General features: G+C 73.5%; 18 protein-coding genes. 9 read left to right on the top strand and 9 right to left on the bottom strand.

The genetic code is table 11. The features are described from left to right. Positions 1-7: 7 nt before the first annotated feature. Entirely contained in the window at positions 8-1,480 is a 1,473-nt protein-coding gene (locus BCAV_RS21900) for an ABC transporter substrate-binding protein (protein ID WP_015884419.1), read from the bottom strand. 143 nt (positions 1,481-1,623) lie between these two features. Here BCAV_RS21900 and BCAV_RS19840 point away from each other — a divergent pair, with 143 nt between their 5' ends. Genes BCAV_RS19840 through BCAV_RS19830 form a run of 3 tightly spaced genes read left to right on the top strand, consistent with a single transcriptional unit; the run spans position 1,624 to position 4,000 of the window. Then, positions 1,624-2,550: a dihydrodipicolinate synthase family protein gene (locus BCAV_RS19840; protein ID WP_015884418.1), complete on the top strand. Its 927-nt coding sequence runs from the start codon at positions 1,624-1,626 to the stop codon at positions 2,548-2,550. Beyond that, on the top strand, positions 2,547-3,395 hold the full coding sequence (locus tag BCAV_RS19835) for an SDR family NAD(P)-dependent oxidoreductase (RefSeq protein ID WP_015884417.1): 849 nt from the start codon (positions 2,547-2,549) through the stop codon (positions 3,393-3,395). The genes BCAV_RS19840 and BCAV_RS19835 overlap by 4 nt, the downstream gene beginning before the upstream one ends. Then, positions 3,392-4,000 carry a DUF624 domain-containing protein gene (locus tag BCAV_RS19830; RefSeq protein ID WP_015884416.1) on the top strand — a complete coding sequence of 203 codons (609 nt, stop codon included), beginning with the start codon at positions 3,392-3,394 and terminating at the stop codon, positions 3,998-4,000. Before BCAV_RS19835 ends, BCAV_RS19830 begins: the two co-directional genes overlap by 4 nt. Positions 4,001-4,003: 3 nt before the next feature. Here the strand turns inward: BCAV_RS19830 and BCAV_RS19825 are convergent, their stop codons facing one another. After that, positions 4,004-4,807: an IclR family transcriptional regulator gene (locus BCAV_RS19825; RefSeq protein WP_015884415.1), complete on the bottom strand. Its 804-nt coding sequence runs from the start codon at positions 4,805-4,807 to the stop codon at positions 4,004-4,006. Between the two features lie 136 nt (positions 4,808-4,943). Here BCAV_RS19825 and BCAV_RS19820 point away from each other — a divergent pair, with 136 nt between their 5' ends. The 4 genes from BCAV_RS19820 to BCAV_RS19805 all read left to right on the top strand — a co-directional run bounded on the left by BCAV_RS19820 (position 4,944) and on the right by BCAV_RS19805 (position 11,228). Then, positions 4,944-8,957, top strand: coding sequence for a golvesin C-terminal-like domain-containing protein (locus BCAV_RS19820; RefSeq protein WP_043347607.1), 4,014 nt, complete (start codon positions 4,944-4,946; stop codon positions 8,955-8,957). Between the two features lie 80 nt (positions 8,958-9,037). Then, positions 9,038-9,292: a hypothetical protein gene (locus tag BCAV_RS19815; protein ID WP_015884413.1), complete on the top strand. Its 255-nt coding sequence runs from the start codon at positions 9,038-9,040 to the stop codon at positions 9,290-9,292. Positions 9,293-9,357: 65 nt separating this feature from the next. Further along, complete coding sequence (locus tag BCAV_RS19810) at positions 9,358-10,410, top strand: chymotrypsin family serine protease (protein ID WP_015884412.1); 1,053 nt, start codon at positions 9,358-9,360, stop codon at positions 10,408-10,410. Then, positions 10,407-11,228 (top strand): VOC family protein, encoded by an 822-nt coding sequence (locus BCAV_RS19805; protein ID WP_015884411.1) that lies wholly within the window; start codon positions 10,407-10,409, stop codon positions 11,226-11,228. Before BCAV_RS19810 ends, BCAV_RS19805 begins: the two co-directional genes overlap by 4 nt. Positions 11,229-11,231: 3 nt before the next feature. Here the strand turns inward: BCAV_RS19805 and BCAV_RS19800 are convergent, their stop codons facing one another. Both BCAV_RS19800 and BCAV_RS19795 read right to left on the bottom strand, forming a co-directional pair. Further along, a complete protein-coding gene (locus BCAV_RS19800; protein WP_015884410.1) occupies positions 11,232-11,498 on the bottom strand; it encodes a DUF805 domain-containing protein in 267 nt (88 codons plus the stop codon). Positions 11,499-11,542: 44 nt separating this feature from the next. Further along, positions 11,543-11,926: a VOC family protein gene (locus BCAV_RS19795; protein ID WP_015884409.1), complete on the bottom strand. Its 384-nt coding sequence runs from the start codon at positions 11,924-11,926 to the stop codon at positions 11,543-11,545. Positions 11,927-12,061: 135 nt separating this feature from the next. Between BCAV_RS19795 and BCAV_RS19790 the strand changes: the two genes are divergently transcribed. After that, positions 12,062-13,984, top strand: coding sequence for a glycoside hydrolase family 127 protein (locus BCAV_RS19790; protein ID WP_015884408.1), 1,923 nt, complete (start codon positions 12,062-12,064; stop codon positions 13,982-13,984). Between the two features lie 4 nt (positions 13,985-13,988). On the opposite strand, the gene BCAV_RS19785 is transcribed toward BCAV_RS19790, so the two are convergent. The 5 genes from BCAV_RS19785 to yczE form a co-directional block, all read right to left on the bottom strand. Further along, a complete protein-coding gene (locus BCAV_RS19785) occupies positions 13,989-14,471 on the bottom strand; it encodes an SRPBCC family protein (RefSeq protein ID WP_015884407.1) in 483 nt (160 codons plus the stop codon). Then, the gene (locus BCAV_RS19780) at positions 14,468-14,791 is read right to left on the bottom strand and encodes an ArsR/SmtB family transcription factor (RefSeq protein WP_015884406.1); all 324 of its coding nucleotides are present in this window, start codon (positions 14,789-14,791) and stop codon (positions 14,468-14,470) included. The genes BCAV_RS19785 and BCAV_RS19780 overlap by 4 nt, the downstream gene beginning before the upstream one ends. A 180-nt stretch (positions 14,792-14,971) precedes the next feature. Continuing rightward, a complete protein-coding gene (locus BCAV_RS19775) occupies positions 14,972-15,670 on the bottom strand; it encodes a hypothetical protein (protein ID WP_015884405.1) in 699 nt (232 codons plus the stop codon). A gap of 99 nt (positions 15,671-15,769) precedes the next feature. Next, positions 15,770-16,261: a YbaK/EbsC family protein gene (locus tag BCAV_RS19770; RefSeq protein WP_015884404.1), complete on the bottom strand. Its 492-nt coding sequence runs from the start codon at positions 16,259-16,261 to the stop codon at positions 15,770-15,772. Further along, the gene (gene yczE / locus BCAV_RS19765) at positions 16,242-17,012 is read right to left on the bottom strand and encodes a membrane protein YczE (protein ID WP_015884403.1); all 771 of its coding nucleotides are present in this window, start codon (positions 17,010-17,012) and stop codon (positions 16,242-16,244) included. The genes BCAV_RS19770 and yczE overlap by 20 nt, the downstream gene beginning before the upstream one ends. On the opposite strand from yczE, the gene yczR reads away from it, so the two are divergent. Next, on the top strand, positions 16,996-18,453 hold the full coding sequence (yczR, locus tag BCAV_RS19760) for a MocR-like transcription factor YczR (protein ID WP_043347601.1): 1,458 nt from the start codon (positions 16,996-16,998) through the stop codon (positions 18,451-18,453). The two genes, yczE and yczR, sit on opposite strands and share 17 nt — an antisense overlap. Positions 18,454-18,514: the final 61 nt, after the last annotated feature.

Here is an 18,514-nt window from a genome sequence, read left to right as displayed (position 1 = left end):
GCGGGTGCTACTCGGCGGCGGGGGCGTAGTCCGTCAGCGGGTCCCAGTCCTCGAACGCGAGCTGTTCGCGCAGCTCGGGATCGTCGGCCTCGTACTCCGCGATGAGTGCCTCCATGGCCTGCGTGCGCGCCTCGGCGATCGGCAGGTACTCCGAGTTGTTGATGATCGACTCGTCGGCGGCGAGGCCCCACTTGAGGTCCGGGTTCGCGCTGGCCGCCGCCCAGAACTCCTCGGCACCCTCGCCGGCGAGCTGCGGGTTCGGGGAGGTCCGGATCGTCTCCTCGGCGACGTCGAGGATGCCGGCCTGGTCGGGGTTCTCCCGCGCCGCGTCCTCCCACGCCTGCATCGACGCGGTGAACGAGCCGAACTCCTCGTAGTACGCCGCGTAGAAGTCGATCGAGGCGAGGAAGTCCATGAGCTTGAGCGCCTCCTCGGGGTGCTCCGACTCGGCGGACATGCTCCAGATCGGCTGCTGCGCGACGGAGCGCGGCGAGTACGCCACCCGGCCGGAGTCGGGCACCGGGATCGGCGCGAGCTCCATGGCGATCTCCGGGTCGAGCTTCCGGATCTCGGCCACGTGCCAGGTCGCCGAGGCGTACATCGCGAGACGCCCGGCGGCGAACTCGCTGAACGCGCGAGCGCCGTCCCAGCTCTCCCAGCCGGGCTGGAACACGCCGTCGGCCTGCATGCCGCGCCACTGCTCGACGAGCTCGACGACCTGCGGGTTCGTGTACGACGGCTCACCGGTCGTGAGGTCGATGCCGGTGCCGACCGACGACGGCGCGGCGGTGTTCGCGAACATCGAGATGCTGCCGCCGTTCGGGCCGGCCGGGGCGGTGCCGAAGACGTCGCCGCCGCCGTTCTCCGTGATGGTGCGGGCCATCTCCTCGTACTCGCTCCACGTCTCGGGCGGGCCGTCGAACCCGTTCTCCGCGAGGATGTCGGCGTTGTAGATGAGCAGGTTCGTCTGGCCCCAGTCGCCCCACACGAGCGGCAGGCTCACGAGGTGGTCCTCGCGGTGCAGGCCGGAGACGGCGGGGTCCATCGACCCCTCCGGGAAGCGGGCGATGAACTCGTCGGTCTCGAGCTCGTCCAGCGGCGCGAGCCAGCCGCGGTCGTAGAAGCGGTTCATCGCCTCCGTGCCCTGCGCCCGGAAGACGTCGGGCGACTCGCCCTGCTGGAACATCAGCTCGATCGCGTTGAGCTGCTGGTCGGAGGGGTTCTCGATGACGTCGACGGTGATGCCGGGGTTCGCCTCCTCGAAGAGGTCGAACTGGGCGCGGTAGAACTCGCTCGCGCCCGGCGGGTCGGGGACGATCGCGGCGGTCAGCGTGACCTCCTCGCCGTCGCCCTCGGCCGTGGAGTCGTCGTCCGAGCCGGGATCGCCGCCGACGAGGTTGCAGCCGCTCAGCAGCAGCGCGCCTCCCGCGGCCGCGGCCGCGAGGCGCCAGGTCGTGCGTGCTCGACGTGTGCGCTTCATTGCACAGCCCTCCTGTTGAGGTGGTCCGGGTCGTGGAGCCGACCCGCTGGCGATGACGATACACGCAGATGGGTGAGGCATCCACCATATGACTGCTATGTTCGGGCTGCGAAGGTCGCACTCACTATTCTGCGAGGAAGCACATGGGACTTGACTCGGCGCCCGGCACGGTTCGCGGGCTGGTGCCCGTTCTCGCGACCCCGTTCGACGACGGCGGTCGCCTGGACGTCGCGAGCCTCGCCCGGCTCGTACGATTCCAGCGCGAGGCCGGTGCCGACGCGCTCGCCGTCTTCGGGATGGCGAGCGAGGGGTTCGCCCTCGGCGCGGACGACCGGCGCCAGATCCTCGCGGCGGTGCGGGAGGCGGGCGACGGCGTCCCGGTGGTGGCCGGGGTCTCCGCCTCCGCGCTCGCCCCGGCGCTCGACCAGCTGCACCAGCTCGCCGACGGAGGCGCCACGACGGCGATGGTCATGCCTCCGCACATGGTCAAGCCCAGCCCGGCGCAGGTGCTCGACTTCTTCGGCGGGCTCGCGGCGGAGGCATCCCGGGTGGGCGTCGCCGTCATGATCCAGGACGCACCCGGGGCGACGGGCGTGGCCATGAGCGCCGCCGAGCTGGCCGATCTCGCGGCGCTCGACGGCGTCGTGAGCATCAAGGTCGAGGCGCCCCCGACCGTCGCCAAGATCGAGCAGGTCGGTCCCGCGGCGGCCGCCGCCGGCGTCGTGCTGCTCGGGGGGCAGAACGCCCAGTTCGTGCTGGACGAGTACGCGTTCGGCGCCGTCGGCACGATGCCCGCCTGCGAGTTCACCGACCTCCTGGCGCCGATCCTCGAGCTGTGGTCGGCCGGCGAGCGCGGCGTCGCCCGCTCGCGGTTCGCCGCGCTCCTGCCGCTGATCGTCTGGGGCCTGCAGCCCGGGCTCGCGTGGTCGATCCACAAGGAGGTGCTCGTGCACCGTGGCATCATCGCCAGCGGATGCGTGCGTGCCCCCGCGCGTGCGGCGTCGCCGGCCATGCGTCGAGCCGCGATCGACGTCTTCGAGAGCGTCGTGAAGGAGCTGGAGCTGCGGTGAACCTGCTTGCCGGGCGACGCGCCGTCGTCGTCGGCACGCGCTCGCGGATCGGGGCGACGATCGTCGCGGCCCTGGTCGAGCACGGTGCCCGCGTGGTCGGCGTCGACCGGGAGGCGCCGCGCGACGACGCCGAGGCGCCGCCGTTCGAGCGGCACGTCGTGGCGGACATGAGCACCGCCTCCGGCGCGGACGCCGCGTTCACGGCCGCCGTCGATCACCTCGGCGGGCTCGACCTCGTGGTCTCCGGCGCCGCCGTGCAGCGCGGCGGGCGGCTGTGGGAGACGGGCGAGGACACGTGGCGCGCCGTGCTCGGCGGCACGCTCGACACGGCGTTCCACACGATGCGGGCCGGGTTGCTGCACCTGCGCCGCGGCGGCGCGCTCGTCGCCGTCTCGTCGGTGAACGCCGACGTCGTCCACCCCGCGAACGCCGCCTACGCCGCGTCGAAGGGCGCCGTGAACACGCTCGTGCGCCAGGCGGCGCTCGACTGCGCCCCGCGCGGGATCCGTGTCAACGCCGTCGCCCCTGCGCTCGTCGACGGCGATCCCGAGCGCTCGTCGTACGGCTACCCGATGGGCCGCACGGTGACGTCGCGCGAGGTGGCGGACGCCGTCGTCCTCCTCGCGTCGCCGCTCGCGTCCGGGATCACCGGCGTGGTGCTGCCGGTCGACGCCGGGCTGTCCGGCACCTCGGCCGTCGCGATGAGCCGGCCCGAGATGCTCGAGAAGCTGCGTGTCGGCGCGCTCATCGAGGACGCGCAGCCCGGCTCGCCCGGCGGGTTCCGACCAGGCGTCATGGACGATGCCGCACTCCAGATACGTCGTCGGGGACTTGACCACCCGTGACGTCGTCCGCGCCGGCAGGGCTGCCCGGCCTGCTGACCACCGTCGTGTCGTGGGTGCCGCGCCTGTTCGTGCTGTCGGTGACGTGGCTCGTACAGGTGTTGGCCGGCGCCGTCGTGCTGGGGTTCGCGCCGGCGACGGCGGTGCTCGCGGACGGCGTGGCGCGCCGCCTGGCCGACCCCGACGCGCCGGCGGACCTGCGCGGCGGCTGGCGCACGTGGCGGGCCGAGCTGTGGTCGGCGCAGCTGCCGCTCGGGCTCCCCGCGCTGCAGGTCGTGCTGCTCGCGTTCTACCTGCAGCTCACCCGCGGCTCGGTGCTCGCGGTGAGCGTCGCGGTGCTCGGGGCGGTGTACGTGGTGTGGCTGGCGCACCTGCCGGCCGTGTACGTGCGCCGTCACGACGGCGTGGGCGCGCCGGCGCTGTGGCTCGCGAACCTGCGCCTCATGGCCGGGGGTGCCGGGGCGTACCTGCTCTCCGGCGTCGTCCTCCTGGCCGGGGGGTGGGCACTCGTCTGGTACGCGCCGGTCGCCGCCGTCGCGTTCGGGCCGGCGGCCGCGGCGCTCGTCGCGGCGCTCGCCGTCCGGCGGGTCGTCGGCCGGGCGCGGTGAGGGCTACGCCGTCGTCGCCGCTCGCGCGACGTACCCGAGCGCCGTCGAGATCTGGTCCGCCTGCTCGATGAGCACCATGGCGAGGAAGTCCTCGCGCTCGGCGAGGTTCATCGCGGACAGCGGGCCGGACACGGAGACGGCGGCGACCACGTCGCCCCCGCGGCCGCGGATCGGCGCCGCCAGGCAGGCGCGCCGCAGGGCGAGCTCCTCGTTCTCGATCGCGTAGCCGCGGTCGGCGACGGCGGCCATCTCCTGGTGGAGCGCGTCCACGGTCGTGATCGTGCGGGCGGTGTACCTGTCGAACGTCGCGCCGAGCAGCGACTCGAGGCTCGCGCGGTCCGAGTCGATGAGCAGCGCCTTGCCGAGGGCCGTCGCGTGCAGCGGGCCGCCGCGACCGATGAGCGTCGAGTTGCGCGGGGCGTCCTTGCCCTCGAAGTTGCACAGGTAGAACAGGTGCTGGCCGGAGCGCTCCGCCACGTTCACACCGAGGCCGAGCGAGGCGGCGAGGTTCTGCGCGATCTGGCGCGCGGCGGCGTGCACCGGGTGGTCGTTGAGGACGATCCCCGCGAGGTCCACGACCTCCGGCCCGAGCGAGTAGAGGCCGCTGAGCGGGTCGTGCCGGATGAAGCCCATGCTCGTCATGGCGGCGACCATCCGGGACACCGTCGACTGCCCGAGGCCGGTCGTGGACACGAGGTCGGAGATGCGCTGGCGGGGGCGCTCCGCGGAGAACGCCGTGAGCAGCGACAGGGCACGATCGATGCTCTGGGTGCCCTGCACGGTCTCGCGGGCGGACTGCTTCGGCACGACGGACTCCTTCGCCGTTCGGCATGACTTGGACACATCATGCACCATGTGGATCGCTAGGGGCGACTGCCGCGCGCGGACGACGGCGAATCTCGGGGGTTGACGCGAACAGTCGCCTGGGTCTTCGATGCGTAATATGGACAACGACGTCACATCGCAGGTGGGGAATGCAGGTATCTCGCGTCGCTCGGTCGTCGCGATGCTCGTGGGCTCGGCGGTGCTCCCGCCGGTGCTCGGCGCCGCGCCGGCGTCGGCCGCACCCTCCGGTCCGGAGCCCAGCGCCGACGGGCCGCCCGCTGACGCGTTGCGTCGGCTGGAGAAGCCCGACCTCGCGTTCCGGGAGGCGGCGACGATCACGGGGCCGCGGCACCGCGTCACGTTCCACGAGGCGACGTGGACCGGTGGGCGGACGTACGTGCGGGACCTCGAGGTGCGCACCGACGCCGGGTGGCTGCCCGTCACGTCGGTCGAGGGCAGGTTCGACGAGCAGTGGGTCGTGCTGACGTCCGAGGAGCCCGCGGACGCGTTCTTCTACTACAGCTCCGCGCAGCCGCGGTGGGTCGCGTTCGACTCCCTGCACCAGCTCGACGACCGCACCGTCGAGCTGCGCGGCGCTCACGAGGGCGAGTTCGACCTCGTGGTCCGGTGGGACCTGTCGTCCGGCCGGCCCGAGCTGCACCACGTGCTCACCGCGGGTCCGGCGCGGCACTACATCGTCGGCTACCAGGCCGTCGACGTCGCCCCGTTCGACGAGGTGGAGGAGGTGCTGTGCGGCGCCCTCCAGCACGCGCGCGCCGTCGGCAGCCCGGCCGCGCTCGCCTCGTGGGAGCTGTTCGCCCCGATGGCGCTCACGCAGCGCACGATCGCCGGGACCACGGCGACGCTGGGGGTGCACGTGCCCGCCGACGTCATCGAGTACGAGCACGAGCGCGAGCTCGGGCCGAACGGCCAGCCGTTCGGGATGAGCCTGCGCAACGACAGCGCCGACGTCCAGCCCGTCGCGTACGCGCCGCACGCCGGCCGCCGCAGCCTGCTCGCCGCCGGCGAGAGCCGCGGCTACGCGTTCGGCGTCGTCGCCCACGCGGGATCGCTGTACGACGCGTACGTCGACGTCTGCCGGGAGGACCTCGGCCTGACGGCGTACCGGCAGAACGTGCGCGGGACGTCGCTCACCCAGACGGCCCACAACCTGCTCGACCTCGTGACGATCGACCCCGACGCCGACGACTCCGAGGCGTTCGTGCCGTCGTTCTCCGGGTGGTGGAACCGCGCCAAGGGCTTCGTCGACGTCGAGAACGACCAGTCGGTGCGCACCGCCGTCGCCGGCATCATGCTCTCCGCGCAGTACCTGCTATGCGCGCCCGGCGACGGAGGGGACGTGTACGCCCGCCGTGCGCGGCCGATGATCGAGTACCACGTCTCGCGGCGGAACCACGGGACGACGCCGATCGTCGGCCACGACGTCTACGGCGACGCGAGCATCACGTCGTGGGGGCTCGGCGGTGTGTCCGGCGACGCGTCGACCCTCGTCCCGCTGTACCAGCAGACCCGCGGGCAGAACGCCGGCCTGTTCGAGCTGGCCATGGGCACGATCGCGAACCCGCCCTTCCGCGACACCCGCACCCCGATGAGCACGCCGATCCAGGCGTACCGGATCACCGGCGACGAGGCGTGGCTGGCGGAGGCCCTCGCGCGCGCCCGGCACTACGCGCGCACCGAGATCGACGTCCCGTACACGCGGAACGGTCCCGAGGGGTCGTTCGGCTTCACGTACTCGAAGGCCTGGCTCGAGCTCTTCGTGCTCCACGAGCTCACCGGCGAGCAGGACCTCCTGGAGGCGGCGCACCGCGAGGCGAAGAGGTTCGTCACGCAGACCATGGCCCGCAAGGTGCCAGGCGGGCGGATCCGTGTCCCGTTCGGCGACCACATCGACGACCAGTTCGACGACTGGGACGGGCACGTGATGCCCGACTACCCGAACGACGACTTCGACGACGACGTCGTCCCCGCCTGGGAGGTCTCGACCACCGGGCTCACGTTCGAGCAGCTCACGACCTACAAGAGCAAGGACGACCTGCCCAACCCGGGCGGCGGGTTCGTGATGAACCCCATCTGGGCGCCGTTCCTGCTCCGCCTGGCGCACGCCGTCGGCGACTCCTTCATCGCCGACGTCGCGCACAACATGGTGGTGGGCAGGTTCACGAGCTACCCCGGCTACTACTACCGCCAGTTCGTGGCGTGGCAGCTGGAGCCGGACTTCCCGCTCGTCGGGCCGCCCGGACTGACGTGCCTCTACTTCCACCACGCTCCGGCGCAGATGGGCCTGGCGATCGACTACCTGTTCTCGGAGCACGAGGTGCGCTCCGACGGCGAGATCTCGTTCCCGCGCGAGCTCGAGTGCGACTTCGTCTACTTCAAGTACTCGACGTACGGGCACGCGCCGGGCCGCTTCTACGGCGAGGACGGCGTGTGGCCGTACCTGCCGGCGGGGTCCGTCAGCGTCGACGACCCGCAGATCAACTGGCTCACCGGCGTCGGGAACGACTCCCTGTACCTCTCGCTGACGAACGAGTCGACGACGGCGTCGCGCGTGACGGTCTCGTTCGACGCCGAGCTGACCGGCATCCGGCGCAGCGGACGTTACGACGTCGAGATCGTCGGCGGTGACGGCCGACGGCGTCCCGTGCGGATCCGCAACGGTCGCCTCGACGTCGAGGTCCCCGGGCGCGGGCTGGCCGCCGTCGTGATCCGCGGCGCCGGCCGACCCGCGCCGTGGCACCGGTTGCCCGAGGCGCAGGACCGGTCGGCGTCGAGCTGGGCGAGCGACGACGTCGACGGCACCCAGACCGGGATCGTGCGGGGCATGCTGCTGGCCCGCCCGGACGGCTCCGGCGCCGACGCCTACGTCCAGAGCTCCTCGACGGATCCGGCGACGCTGCGCTACAGGGTCGACGACGGCGCGGAGCAGGTGATCGCCGACAAGCCGTACCCGAACGAGTGGACGATCCCGCTCGAGGGGACCACCGCCGTCGTGCGCTACAGCGTGGAGACCACGGCAGGCGTGAGCCCCGAGCGCACGCTCGCGTTCCCGCCGCTGATCACCGGCGTGGCGCCGGACGGCGTCGGCGCGTTCGGTCAGGTGGAGGTGTCGCCGACGGCGTCGCCCGGCGACACGCTCGCCGTCACCGTCCGGGTGCGCTCGGCGGCCGACGAGCCGTGGGAGGACGTGGCCCTCGCCCTCGGCGTCCCCGACGGATGGGTGCCGACGGCGGATCCGGGCAACCCGACGGTGCTGCCCGCCGGCGGGACCGTCACCTGGGCGTTCTCCGTCGCTGTGCCGCAGGACGCGCCCGTGGCGACGACGGCGATCACGGCCGGGCTGACGTCCGGGGCGGGTGACGCGGTGATCGGCGAGGCGAGCGTCGCCGTCGTCGAACCCATCCGGATCCTGTCGCTCACGGCCGCGCCGGAGACGGTGAGCCCGGGCGACTCGATCACGCTGGCGGTCCACGTGCTCAACCGCGGCCCTGTCGCGCAGAGCAGGACGATCACGCTCGCCGCGAACCCGGGCTGGACGCTGCCGGTCACCACGCTCGCGTTCGACCTGCCGGCGCGGGGCGAGGCCGAGCAGACGATCACGGTGCCGTCGTCGGCCACGATCGCGCCCGGGACGCGGTCGTACTTCTCGGCGCGGATCGGTGACGGCGTGCGCGTGCAGGACTCGGTGCTCGTCGTCGACCCGAACACGATCCAGCTCACCAACAACGACTTCTTCCCACGGTTCGACAGGTCCGGGACGTGGCTCGTGAGCGGCCTGCCCGGTCCGGACGGGCTCAACTCGCTGTACAGCCCGCTCGACGTGGCCGGCGGCACGGGCACGTGGCGGCCGGAGATCGCCGTCGCCGGGCAGTACGAGGTGGCGATCTGGTATCCCTCGAACGCGGAGACGTCGCGCTCCGCCGTCTACGTGGTGCACCACGCCGACGGCGAGGAGGAGTTCGTCGTCGACCAGCAGGTGGCGCCGCGCGCGTGGAACGTGCTGGGGACCTACCCCTTCGCCGCCGGCGCCGACGGCTTCGTGCGGATCGAGGTGCGCACCGCCGACGGGTACACGCGCCTGGCGGGCGCCCGGTTCCGGTTGGTGGGCTGACGGCGTCGGCCCGGTAGGCGTCGCGGGAGCCCCCAGGCCCAGCCGACCCGGGCGCCGTCGTCGGCGTAGTGTCGTTGAGCATGACGGGGCAGGAGCGCGACGGCCCACCCCGGGCGAGTCGCGCCGCGGCTCGCACCGCGAAGGCGACGCTGCGCCGCGGCCTTCATGATCTGCCAGGTGTCGCGGCGATCGGCGTCGCGCGCCGCGACGAGGGCGGGTTCGGCGTCGTCGTCCGCGTCCGGTCCGCGGATCTCGCCGACCACATCCCGGACGTCGTGGCGGGGGTGCCCGTCGAGGTCCGGGTGGTCGGGGAGGTTCGGCCGCGGGGCGGGTGACGCGGTGGACGCTCACCGCGCGCCGGTGTCGGAGGGAGTCACCACACTGGGGGCAGGGAGGCGCGATGACGAACTGGGACCGCGCGGGAGCGCGTGAGGCGAAGCACGAGGCGGCGGCTCGGATCGGGGAGCTGCTCGCGCGGCATGGCACGGCGGCGGCGCCCCGGCTCGGCGGGGTGCCCACGGAACCGGCCGGGCCGCGCTCCGTGGGCGTGGCGCTGGGGCTCGCGCCCCGGGCGGACGGGTCGTTCGCGCTGGCGGTGCGCCCGCGGCTCGGGACGCCGACGGCGCGGATGGTCGCCCGGCGGATCACCGACGAGCTCGGTGCCGAGGGGGTCGACGTGCGCCGCACCGGCCGGATCCGCCCGCTGCGCACGGCGACGTCCGGCATGCGCTGGCCGGTGCCGCAGGCCCAGGCCACGGGCGAGACCGGACGGGTGCGCCCGCTGCGCCCGGGGCTCTCGATCGCGCACGTCGACGTCACGGCCGGCACGCTCGGGGCGTTCGTCACGTACGACGGCGCGCGGCACGTTCTCTCGAACCACCACGTGCTCGTGGGGTCGAGCGGGCAGCCGGGTGACGCGGTGCTGCAGCCCGGCCCGTTCGACGGCGGCAGCGATCCCGCGGACCGGATCGGCGCGCTCGCGCACCTCGTCCCGCTCGTCGCGGGCGAGGAGGCCGAGGTGGACGCGGCTCTCGCGTCGCTCGACGCCCCGGACGACGTCGACCCGGCCTACCCCGGCGGCACGCTGACCGGCACGTCCGAGGTCGAGGGCGGCGAGGGGGTCGAGAAGATCGGGCGCACCACCGGAGTCACCCGCGGCCGGGTCACGGCGATCGAGGTGGACGACCTCCTCGTGGACTACGGCGAAGGGCTCGGCACGCTCTCGTTCTCGGGGCAGATCGAGGTCGAGGGCGAGGGCGAGGAGTCGTTCTCCGACGGCGGCGACTCCGGTTCGCTCGTCTACCTGCGGAGCGGCATGGCCGCCGTCGGGCTGCTGTTCGCGGGTTCCACGACCGGCGGCTCGAACGGCCAGGGCCTCACGTACCTCAACCCGATCGACACGGTGCTCGAGCGTCTCGGGGCCGAGCTCGAGATCCCTGAGGAGGGCACATGACGGAGCGCACCTACCCTGCCGGAGTCACGTCGTGGATCGACCTGGAGGCGCCGGATCTCGCCGCCGCCCAGGCGTTCTACGGCGAGATGCTCGGGTGGACGTTCGAGGTCGCGACTCCACCCGAGGCGCCGGCCCCGTACGTCATCGCCCGGCTGGGCGGTCGAGACGTCGCGGGTCTGGCGCCTCGCAGCGACGGGCCGGCGCGCTGGAACACGTACGTCGCGGTCGACGACGCCGCCGCCACCGCGGCGCGGGCCGTCGAGCTGGGCGGGCGGATCCTGTCGCCGGCGTCGGCGGCAGGCGATGCCGGTGTCGGGGCAGCCGTCGCCGACCCTGAGGGCACCGAGATCCGCCTCTGGCAGGCCGGCCGCAGGCGCGGCGCCCAGGTCGCGAACGAGCCGGGGGCGTGGAACTTCTCGAACCTGGCGACCGACGTCGCCGATGCCGCGACCTTCTACACCGACCTGTTCGGCTGGGAGTTCGACGACGTCGGCTTCGGCGTCATGATCCGGGTGCCGGGCTACGGCGCCCACCTCGCCGCGACGATCGACCCGGGGATCGCCGAGCGGCAGGCGGAGGTGTCGGTCCCGACAGGGTTCGCGGACGCGTTCGGCTGGCAGTCGCCCACGTCACCGGCCGTGCCCGCGTCGTGGCACGTGGTGTTCGCCGTCGCGGACCGGGACGCGAGTGTCGCGACGGCCGAGCGCCTGGGTGCTGTCGCGCTTCACACGGAGGACAGCGACTGGGCGCACGACGCCGTCGTCCGCGACCCCCAGGGCGCCACGTTCACCGTGAGCCAGTTCGACCCACAGCACTGACGGCTACAGCGGTGGCGGGCTTCCTGCGCGGAGGGCGTCCAGCTCGCGGAGCACCGGCCACCGCGAGAACGCGAACACGAGGAACATCACGAGGTTCACGATCGGCACCAACGCGATGAGCACCCACCAGCCGGAGTAGCCGGCCTTCTGGATGATCCGGATGTACGCGATCAGCATGACGATCGCGAAGGCGATGTAGACGACGAGCGCGACGCCGCCGAACAGCCATGCGTAGTCGTCGCGCCACGCCTCGTAGTCGGAGCTGTCCATGGGGGCGAGTCTCGACCCGCGGGAGGAGGCCGGCAACCGCGCTGTCAGCGCAGGAGGCAGAATTCGTCGCCCTCGGGGTCGGCCATCACCACGAGCTCGCCGCGGTCGACGACGACGCGGGCGCCGAGTCCGACCAGTCGCGCGACCTCGGCGTCCGGGTCGGTGGCCGACAGGTCGAGGTGCACCCGGTTCTTCACGGTCTTGGGCTCGGGGACCTTCTGGAACCAGACGCGCGGGGAACCGCCGTCGGCCCGTTCGAGCAGCACCGTCGGGTCGTCCTCGACGTCGTCGATCCCCGCGGCTGCGAGGCGCGCGATCTCGTCGTCGTCGTACGCCGCGATGCGGTACCCGTCGAGCGCCTCGGCCCAGAACCGGGCCAGCGAGGCGGGGTGGTGGCAGTCGATGACGACGTCGTGGAGGGTGGCCATGCGCCCACCCTGCCGCCGCGGCCGGGCCGGCGCACGGCCTGAACGATCGAGTCCCCAGCCGTGGCACGCTGGTTGCCATTGTCCGCACCGGCCGACGCCACCGACGCCGTCCAACCGCGAGATCGAAGAGGACGCATGACCCACACGCTGAACCCGACCACCACCCGCCGCCACCCCGTGAACGTGCGGGACGTCGTCGTCGAGGACGCCTTCTGGGGACCGCGCCAGCAGCAGCTGCGCGCCACGACGCTGGACGCGCAGTACGACCAGCTCGTCGCGACGGGCCGGATCGGCTCGCTCGCGCTCACCTGGACGCCCGGTTCGGACGAGCCGCGGCCCCACCCGTTCTGGGAGAGCGACATCGCCAAGTGGCTCGAGGCGGCGAGCTACGTGCTCGGCACGCATCCCGACGCCGCGCTCGAGGCCAAGGTGGACGGCGTCGTCGCCGCTCTGGCCGGTGCCCAGCAGGAGGACGGGTACCTCAATGCGTACTTCACAGTGGTGGCGCCGGGGGAGCGGTTCACCGACCTGCGCGACGCGCACGAGCTGTACGCCGCCGGGCACCTCATCGAGGCCGGCGTCGCGCACCACGAGTCGACGGGGAAGACCACGCTGCTCGACGTCGTGGCGCGGTACGCCGACCTGCTCGTGAGCGAGTTCGGCCCCGGCGGCGCCCACGAGGGTGGCTACTGCGGCCACGAGGAGGTGGAGCTCGCCCTCGTGCGGCTCTACCGGACCACGGGCGAGCGCCGCTACCTCGACCTCGCGCTCGCGTTCGTCGACGCGCGCGGCACGACGCCGCACTACTTCGACGTCGAGCAGGAGCAGCGGGGGACCGCCGGGTTCTTCGGCGCGATGTTCCCGCAGCGCGGCGACCGGCGGCAGGAGTTCCTGGAGTACAACCAGTCGCACGCCCCGGTGCGCGAGCAGAGCCAGGCCGTCGGGCACGCCGTCCGGGCGATGTACCTGTACTCGGCGATGGCCGATCTCGCGGCCGAGACCGGCGACGAGGGGCTGCGCGGCGCGTGCGAGACGCTGTGGACGCACCTGACCACGAAGCGCATGTACGTCACGGGCGGCATCGGCGACTCGCGGCACAACGAGGGGTTCACGCGGGACTACGTGCTCCCGAACGACTGTGCGTACGCGGAGACCTGCGCGGCGATCGGGCTCGTGTTCTGGGCTCGGCGCATGGCCTCGCTGTCCGGCAGTGCGCAGTACGTGGACGTGCTGGAGCGGGCGCTCTACAACGGCGTCATCGCCGGCGTGAGCGCCGACGGTCAGAAGTTCTTCTACGAGAACCCGCTCGCCAGCGACGGCTCGGCTGTCCGGCGGGACTGGTTCGACTGCGCGTGCTGCCCGCCCAACCTGGCGCGCCTCGAGGCGTCGCTCGGGTCCTATGTCTACGCGGCCAGCGCCGACTCGCTCGCCGTCGACCTCTACGTCGGCTCCACCGTGGCACGCCGCCTCGGTGGCGCGGACGTGCGGTTGCGGCAGTCGAGTTCGTCCCCGGCAGGGGGAGACGTCGCGCTGACCGTGTCGAGCTCGGCGCCGGCCGTGTGGTCGCTGCTGCTGCGCGCGCCGTCGTGGGCCCGCGGGACGGCCGTCAGCGTCAACGGCGAGGCGACGGACGCCGTCGTGGGGGAGGACGGGTACGTGACCCTGCGCCGCGAGTGGGCCGACGGCGACAGGGTCGACGTCGCGTTCGACGTCGAGGTCCGGCGCCTGTACGCCAGCACCCATGTCGCCGCCGACGCCGGCCGCACCGCGCTCGCCTACGGCCCGTTCGTGTACTGCGTCGAGGGTGTCGACGTCGAGGCCCCCGTGCACGCCGTGGTCCTCGGCGACTCCGCGCTCGAACCCGTGCTGCCGGCGTCGGAGGTCGTGCCCGTGCTCGTCGGGCCGGCGTCCGTCGAGACCCGCGGCAGCGCGGACGACGCAGTGCTCTACTCGGAGGCCCGCGCCCCGCGCCGCGACGTCGAGCTCACGGCCGTGCCGTACTACTCGTGGAACAACCGCGGGGCCTCGACGATGGCGGTCTGGCTCCGGGAGGGCTGAGGGTCTAGCTCGGGACGGTGAGGGCCCGGAAGCGTTCGAGGAACAGCGGCCAGGCGTCGTCCCCCTCGAGCGCGCCCCGGTAGCCCTCCCAGCCGTCGCCGTGCCGGTCGATGTGGCGGTGCTCCAGCTCGACCCGGGTCTGCTCGGTTCCCAGCGGGACGAACCGGACCTCCACCTCGCTCGTCCGCGCGAGGTCAGTCTCCAGCTGCCACGTGGCGCTGATGTCCCAGGTGATGACGAAACGCTCGGGCGGATCGAACGCGAGGACCCGCGCCCAGCGGCACACGGCGCCGTCGACTGCTCGGTCGTAGACGTGCCCGCCGACGCGAGGCTCGAACACCGTCTCGGCGATGTCGCTCGCGAGCAGGTTGTAGGTGCGCGGCTTGATCTGGTCGAACTCCTCGGTGAACACGCGGAACGCGTGGTCCTGCGGGACGTCGACGACGAGGTCCAGCTGGACCGAGGTCGTCTGGTCGGTGGTGGTCATGGCGTTTCCTCCTGGCTGGCGTACGTGCTCTCGGCCACCTGCTTGAAGGTGGCGAGGGCCTGGGTCCAGAACTGCTCGAGCTCGTGGCGCAGATCCGCGAGCCCGTCGAGCCGGGCCGAGTAGATGCGCTGCCGACCCTGGGGCCGCACCTCGACGAGGCGCGCCTCGAGGAGCACCTGGAGGTGCTGCGAGACCGCCGGGCGGCTCACGGGCACGTCGCGCGCGAGGTCGGTGACCGACGTCGGACGCGCCAGGACCCGGGCGAGGATCCCGCGCCGGGTGGGGTCCGCGAGGGCCGTCCAGGGGTCGGTGGCGAGCATGACGCGTAAGTTACCACTTACGCGTTCTTCTAGCCAGGGGTCGACCGTGTGGTTGGTCCCGCGGGCGTGCGAGTTCGTGGGACCAACCACACGGTCGGGAAAGGGGCAGGCACTCGACTGTGCGGTGTGTCTCTCGAGCCTGCGGCGGAGAGGAACAACCACGCGGTCGGTGCGGGCGGGTCAGAAGCCGCCGTCGAACCCGCCCCCGCCGTCGAACCCGCCTCCGTCGAACCCACCGCCGAAGTCGCCGCCGAAGAAGCCTCCGCCGCCAACGTCGGCAGCGCCGGCGTCAGTCGCGCCGTAGTCACCGCCGGCATCGGCGCCCGCGTCACCGCCAGCGTCCGCTCCCGCGTCACCCCCGGCGTCGCCGCCGGACTCGCCACCGGACTCGCTGTCCGTCGGTGACTCCGCCGTCGGATCCGCGAACGCCGGCCCGAACAGCGCCTGCGCCACGGCCGATCCGATGACGACGCCCGCGACAGTGCCGAGCAGGCTCCCGCCGAGAGCGGCGCCGAACCCGCCGTAGCCGCCGCGCTGCCCGCCGAACGTGCGCTCGAGCGTGCCGGGCTCGCGCATCTCCGCGCGCGTCGCGGAGCGGGCGAGCTCGTCAGGCGCGTCGGTGGTGGGCCGCTCGGCGGGGCCGACGGCGGCGCCGAGCTCCGCCTGCACCTGCTGCCGTTGGGCCGGGGTGAGCCGGGCGAACGCCTCGGCGTGCGCCTGCTCGACCTGGTCCGGCGGGGCCGTGCGCAGGAGGTAGCGGTACCGCTCGACGGCGCGCTCGTCGGGCGTCATCGGCGGACCCTGCTGCGTGACCTGGCGCGGCGTCGCGGCGGGGCCGTAGGACTCCGTGCGGCCGAAGAGCTTGTCGAGGAATCCCATGGTCGTGCTCCTGTCGTCGTCGGGCGATGCGGCCCGCTCCTGAGGGATGAACGAGTCGGGCGGGGCGGCGGTTCCACCCGCTACGGAGCTGCGAGGGTGTCAGCCGACGACGGAGATCGGGGTCCCGCCCGTGATCCGGACGAGCTCGTCGAACGTCGTCGGGAAGACGGTGTGCGGGTGGCCGCCCGCCGCCCACACCTCGGGGTAGGCAGCGAGCGCCACGTCGACGCCGGTGCGCACCGGTGCCGGGTGTCCGACCGGTGCCACGCCGCCGATCGCCTGGCCCGTCGCGGCCCGCACCTCGTCCGGGGTGGCGCGGCGCAGGCCGGTGACGCCGAGACGCGCCGCGGCGGCCGGCAGGTCGACCCGGTGGGCGCCGGAGGTCAGCAGCAGCACCGGGCCGTCGTCGGCGGTGAAGACGAGGCTGTTCGCGATCGCGCCGACCTCGCAGCCGAGCGCCTCGGCGGCGGCCGCTGCGGTCCGCGCCGAGTCGGCGAGGAGGCGCACCCGGCCCGGCACGCCGGCGTCGGCAAGCGCTCGAGCGACGGCGCGGCTGCGCTCCGGGAGCTGGTCAGTGCTCGTGGACTCCATCGTCAGAACGTAGCCGTACCGCGACCCACGGCATGAAGAGCTGGACGAGCGGCCCGATGGAGACGGCGTACAGCACCGTGCCGACGCCGACCGTGCCGCCGAGCGCGAACCCGACGGCGAGCACGGAGACCTCGATGACCGTCCGGACGAGCCGCTGGCTGCGCCCGGTGCGGCGCGCGAGCCCGACCCACAGCCCGTCGCGCGGTCCCGTCCCGAGATGGGTCCCGACGTAGAGCGCCCCGGCGAGCCCGTTGAGCACGATCCCGCCGACCAGCAGGGCGACCTGCCCGCCGAGCGCGTCGGGCCGCGGGAGCAGCGCGATCCCCGCGTCGGCCGCGAGCCCGATGAGGATCACATTGAGCACCGTCCCGATGCCGGGCTTCTGCCGAAGAGGGATCCAGGCGAGCAGCACGAGGACGCCGACGGCGATCGTCACCTGGCCGAACGTCAGCGGGATGCGCAGGGCGATGCCCTCGTGGAGGACGTCCCACGGGTCGAGGCCGAGGCCGGACTCCACGAGCATCGCCATCGAGAAGCCGTACAGGAGGAGCCCGGCGACGAGCTGTGTCAGGCGGCGTCCGAGACGTCCGGCTCGCAGCTGGTCGATGGGGCCGAGCGTCGCGGCCCTCGAGCCGGGAGCGGGGTGGGGGTCGGCGCGGGCCTCTGTCGTCACGGCCCTAGTCTGAGGCGCGATTGGCCTGGTTATCGATAGCCACTTCAGCCACACTGGACCGGTGCGCGCTGGTGCCATCTCCGCTGCGAGGCTGACCGATCTGCTCGGTGGCATGCCGGTCGACCGGCCGGCCTACGCGGCGCTCGCCGACGCCGTCCGGGTCCTCGTCGTCGACGGGCGGGTCTCCCCGGGTACCCGGCTGCCCGGCGAACGCGACCTGGCGGCGTCGCTCGGCACGAGCCGGACGACGACGGCGCGCGCCTACGCCGAGCTCGTCGCCTCCGGCTGGGCGACGGCGCGGCGTGGCTCCGGTACGACCGTCACGCTGCCGGGCACGGGCCGGATCGCGTCGACCGTGCTGCTCCCGCGCGAGGACGACGTGCTCGACCTCACCGCCGCGGCGTCGGTCGCCTCGCCGGGCACGGCCGCCCTGGTCGCGAGGGCGCTCGAGGGCCTTCCGGCGGTGCTCCGGACGAACGGCTACTCACCGCTCGGGGCGCCGCGTCTCCGGGAGCTGGTCGCGGCGCGGTACGCGGCGCGCGGCCTGCCGACCGACCCCGACCAGATCATCGTGACGCCCGGAGCGTTGGCGGCGATCGCCGTCGTCGCCCACGCGGTGCTCGGGGCCGGTGACCGGGCGCTCGTCGAGTCGCCCACGTACCCCAACTCCCTCGGCGCGCTGCGCGGGGCCGGTGCGCGGGTGGTGGGGGTGCCGGTGGGACCCGACGGGTGGCACCCGCCGACGTTCGCGGCGGCCCTACGCCAGAGCGCCCCGCGCCTCGCCTACCTCGTGCCCGACTTCCACAACCCGACCGGCATGCTCATGTCCGCGCCGCAGCGTGAGGCGATCGCGGCGACGCTGCGCGCGAACCGGACGCTCGCCGTCGTCGACGAGTGCCTCGTCGAACTCGACCTCGCCGAGGGCGGTGCCTCCGACGCCGCACCGATGCCGCCGCCGTTCGGGGCGTTCGACGCCGGCGACGAGAACACCGTCTCCCTCGGGAGCCTGTCGAAGCCGCTGTGGGGTGGCGTGCGCGTCGGCTGGCTCCGGGCTCCGGTCGGGCTGCGGGACCGTCTGCTCGAGGCGCGGGTGTCGCTGGAGCTGGGGTCGTCGGCGCTGGACCAGCTCGTCGGCGTGGAGTTCCTCACCGATCCCGGCCCGATCCTCGCGGAGCGCCGGGGCGAGCTGCGCGCGACCAGGGACGCCTGGCACGCCGAGCTCGGGGCCCGGCTGCCCGACTGGCGCGTGCCCCTGCCGCGAGGCGGCCTGGCGCTGTGGGTCGAGCTGCCGCAGCGGCTCTCCGGCGCGCTGACGATCGCGGCAGAGCGGCACGGGCTCGCCCTCGTGCCGGGCGCGCGTTTCACCACCGACGGCACCCACGCCGGAAGGCTCCGCCTCCCGCTCACCGTGCCGGCCGCCGTCGTCCCCGACGCCGTCGAACGGCTCGCCGCGGCGTACGCCGACGCGCTGCGCCGGCCGGACCGGGCGGCGGACGGCGGGCCGCCCCTCGTCGCGTGACGGCGCGGGGAGATGTCTCGCACAGTCGCATAGCCCGCGACGTCCCGGTTGTCCCCGGCGC

Source organism: Beutenbergia cavernae DSM 12333, from assembly GCF_000023105.1.
Taxonomy (GTDB): domain Bacteria; phylum Actinomycetota; class Actinomycetes; order Actinomycetales; family Beutenbergiaceae; genus Beutenbergia; species Beutenbergia cavernae.
This window is presented reverse-complemented; position numbering and strand designations above follow the sequence as displayed.

Bases quoted from the DNA above. Each gene is read 5' to 3' on its own strand.
- BCAV_RS19820 (WP_043347607.1), top strand. From the start codon at position 4,944: ATGGACAACGACGTCACATCGCAGGTGGGGAATGCAGGTATCTCGCGT.
- BCAV_RS19780 (WP_015884406.1), bottom strand. From the start codon at position 14,791: ATGCTCGCCACCGACCCCTGGACGGCCCTCGCGGACCCCACCCGGCGC.
- BCAV_RS19790 (WP_015884408.1), top strand. From the start codon at position 12,062: ATGACCCACACGCTGAACCCGACCACCACCCGCCGCCACCCCGTGAAC.
- yczE (WP_015884403.1), bottom strand. From the start codon at position 17,012: ATGGCACCAGCGCGCACCGGTCCAGTGTGGCTGAAGTGGCTATCGATA.
- BCAV_RS19810 (WP_015884412.1), top strand. From the start codon at position 9,358: ATGACGAACTGGGACCGCGCGGGAGCGCGTGAGGCGAAGCACGAGGCG.
- BCAV_RS19815 (WP_015884413.1), top strand. From the start codon at position 9,038: ATGACGGGGCAGGAGCGCGACGGCCCACCCCGGGCGAGTCGCGCCGCG.
- BCAV_RS19785 (WP_015884407.1), bottom strand. From the start codon at position 14,471: ATGACCACCACCGACCAGACGACCTCGGTCCAGCTGGACCTCGTCGTC.
- BCAV_RS19775 (WP_015884405.1), bottom strand. From the start codon at position 15,670: ATGGGATTCCTCGACAAGCTCTTCGGCCGCACGGAGTCCTACGGCCCC.
- BCAV_RS21900 (WP_015884419.1), bottom strand. From the start codon at position 1,480: ATGAAGCGCACACGTCGAGCACGCACGACCTGGCGCCTCGCGGCCGCG.
- BCAV_RS19770 (WP_015884404.1), bottom strand. From the start codon at position 16,261: ATGGAGTCCACGAGCACTGACCAGCTCCCGGAGCGCAGCCGCGCCGTC.
- BCAV_RS19805 (WP_015884411.1), top strand. From the start codon at position 10,407: ATGACGGAGCGCACCTACCCTGCCGGAGTCACGTCGTGGATCGACCTG.
- BCAV_RS19800 (WP_015884410.1), bottom strand. From the start codon at position 11,498: ATGGACAGCTCCGACTACGAGGCGTGGCGCGACGACTACGCATGGCTG.
- BCAV_RS19840 (WP_015884418.1), top strand. From the start codon at position 1,624: ATGGGACTTGACTCGGCGCCCGGCACGGTTCGCGGGCTGGTGCCCGTT.
- BCAV_RS19795 (WP_015884409.1), bottom strand. From the start codon at position 11,926: ATGGCCACCCTCCACGACGTCGTCATCGACTGCCACCACCCCGCCTCG.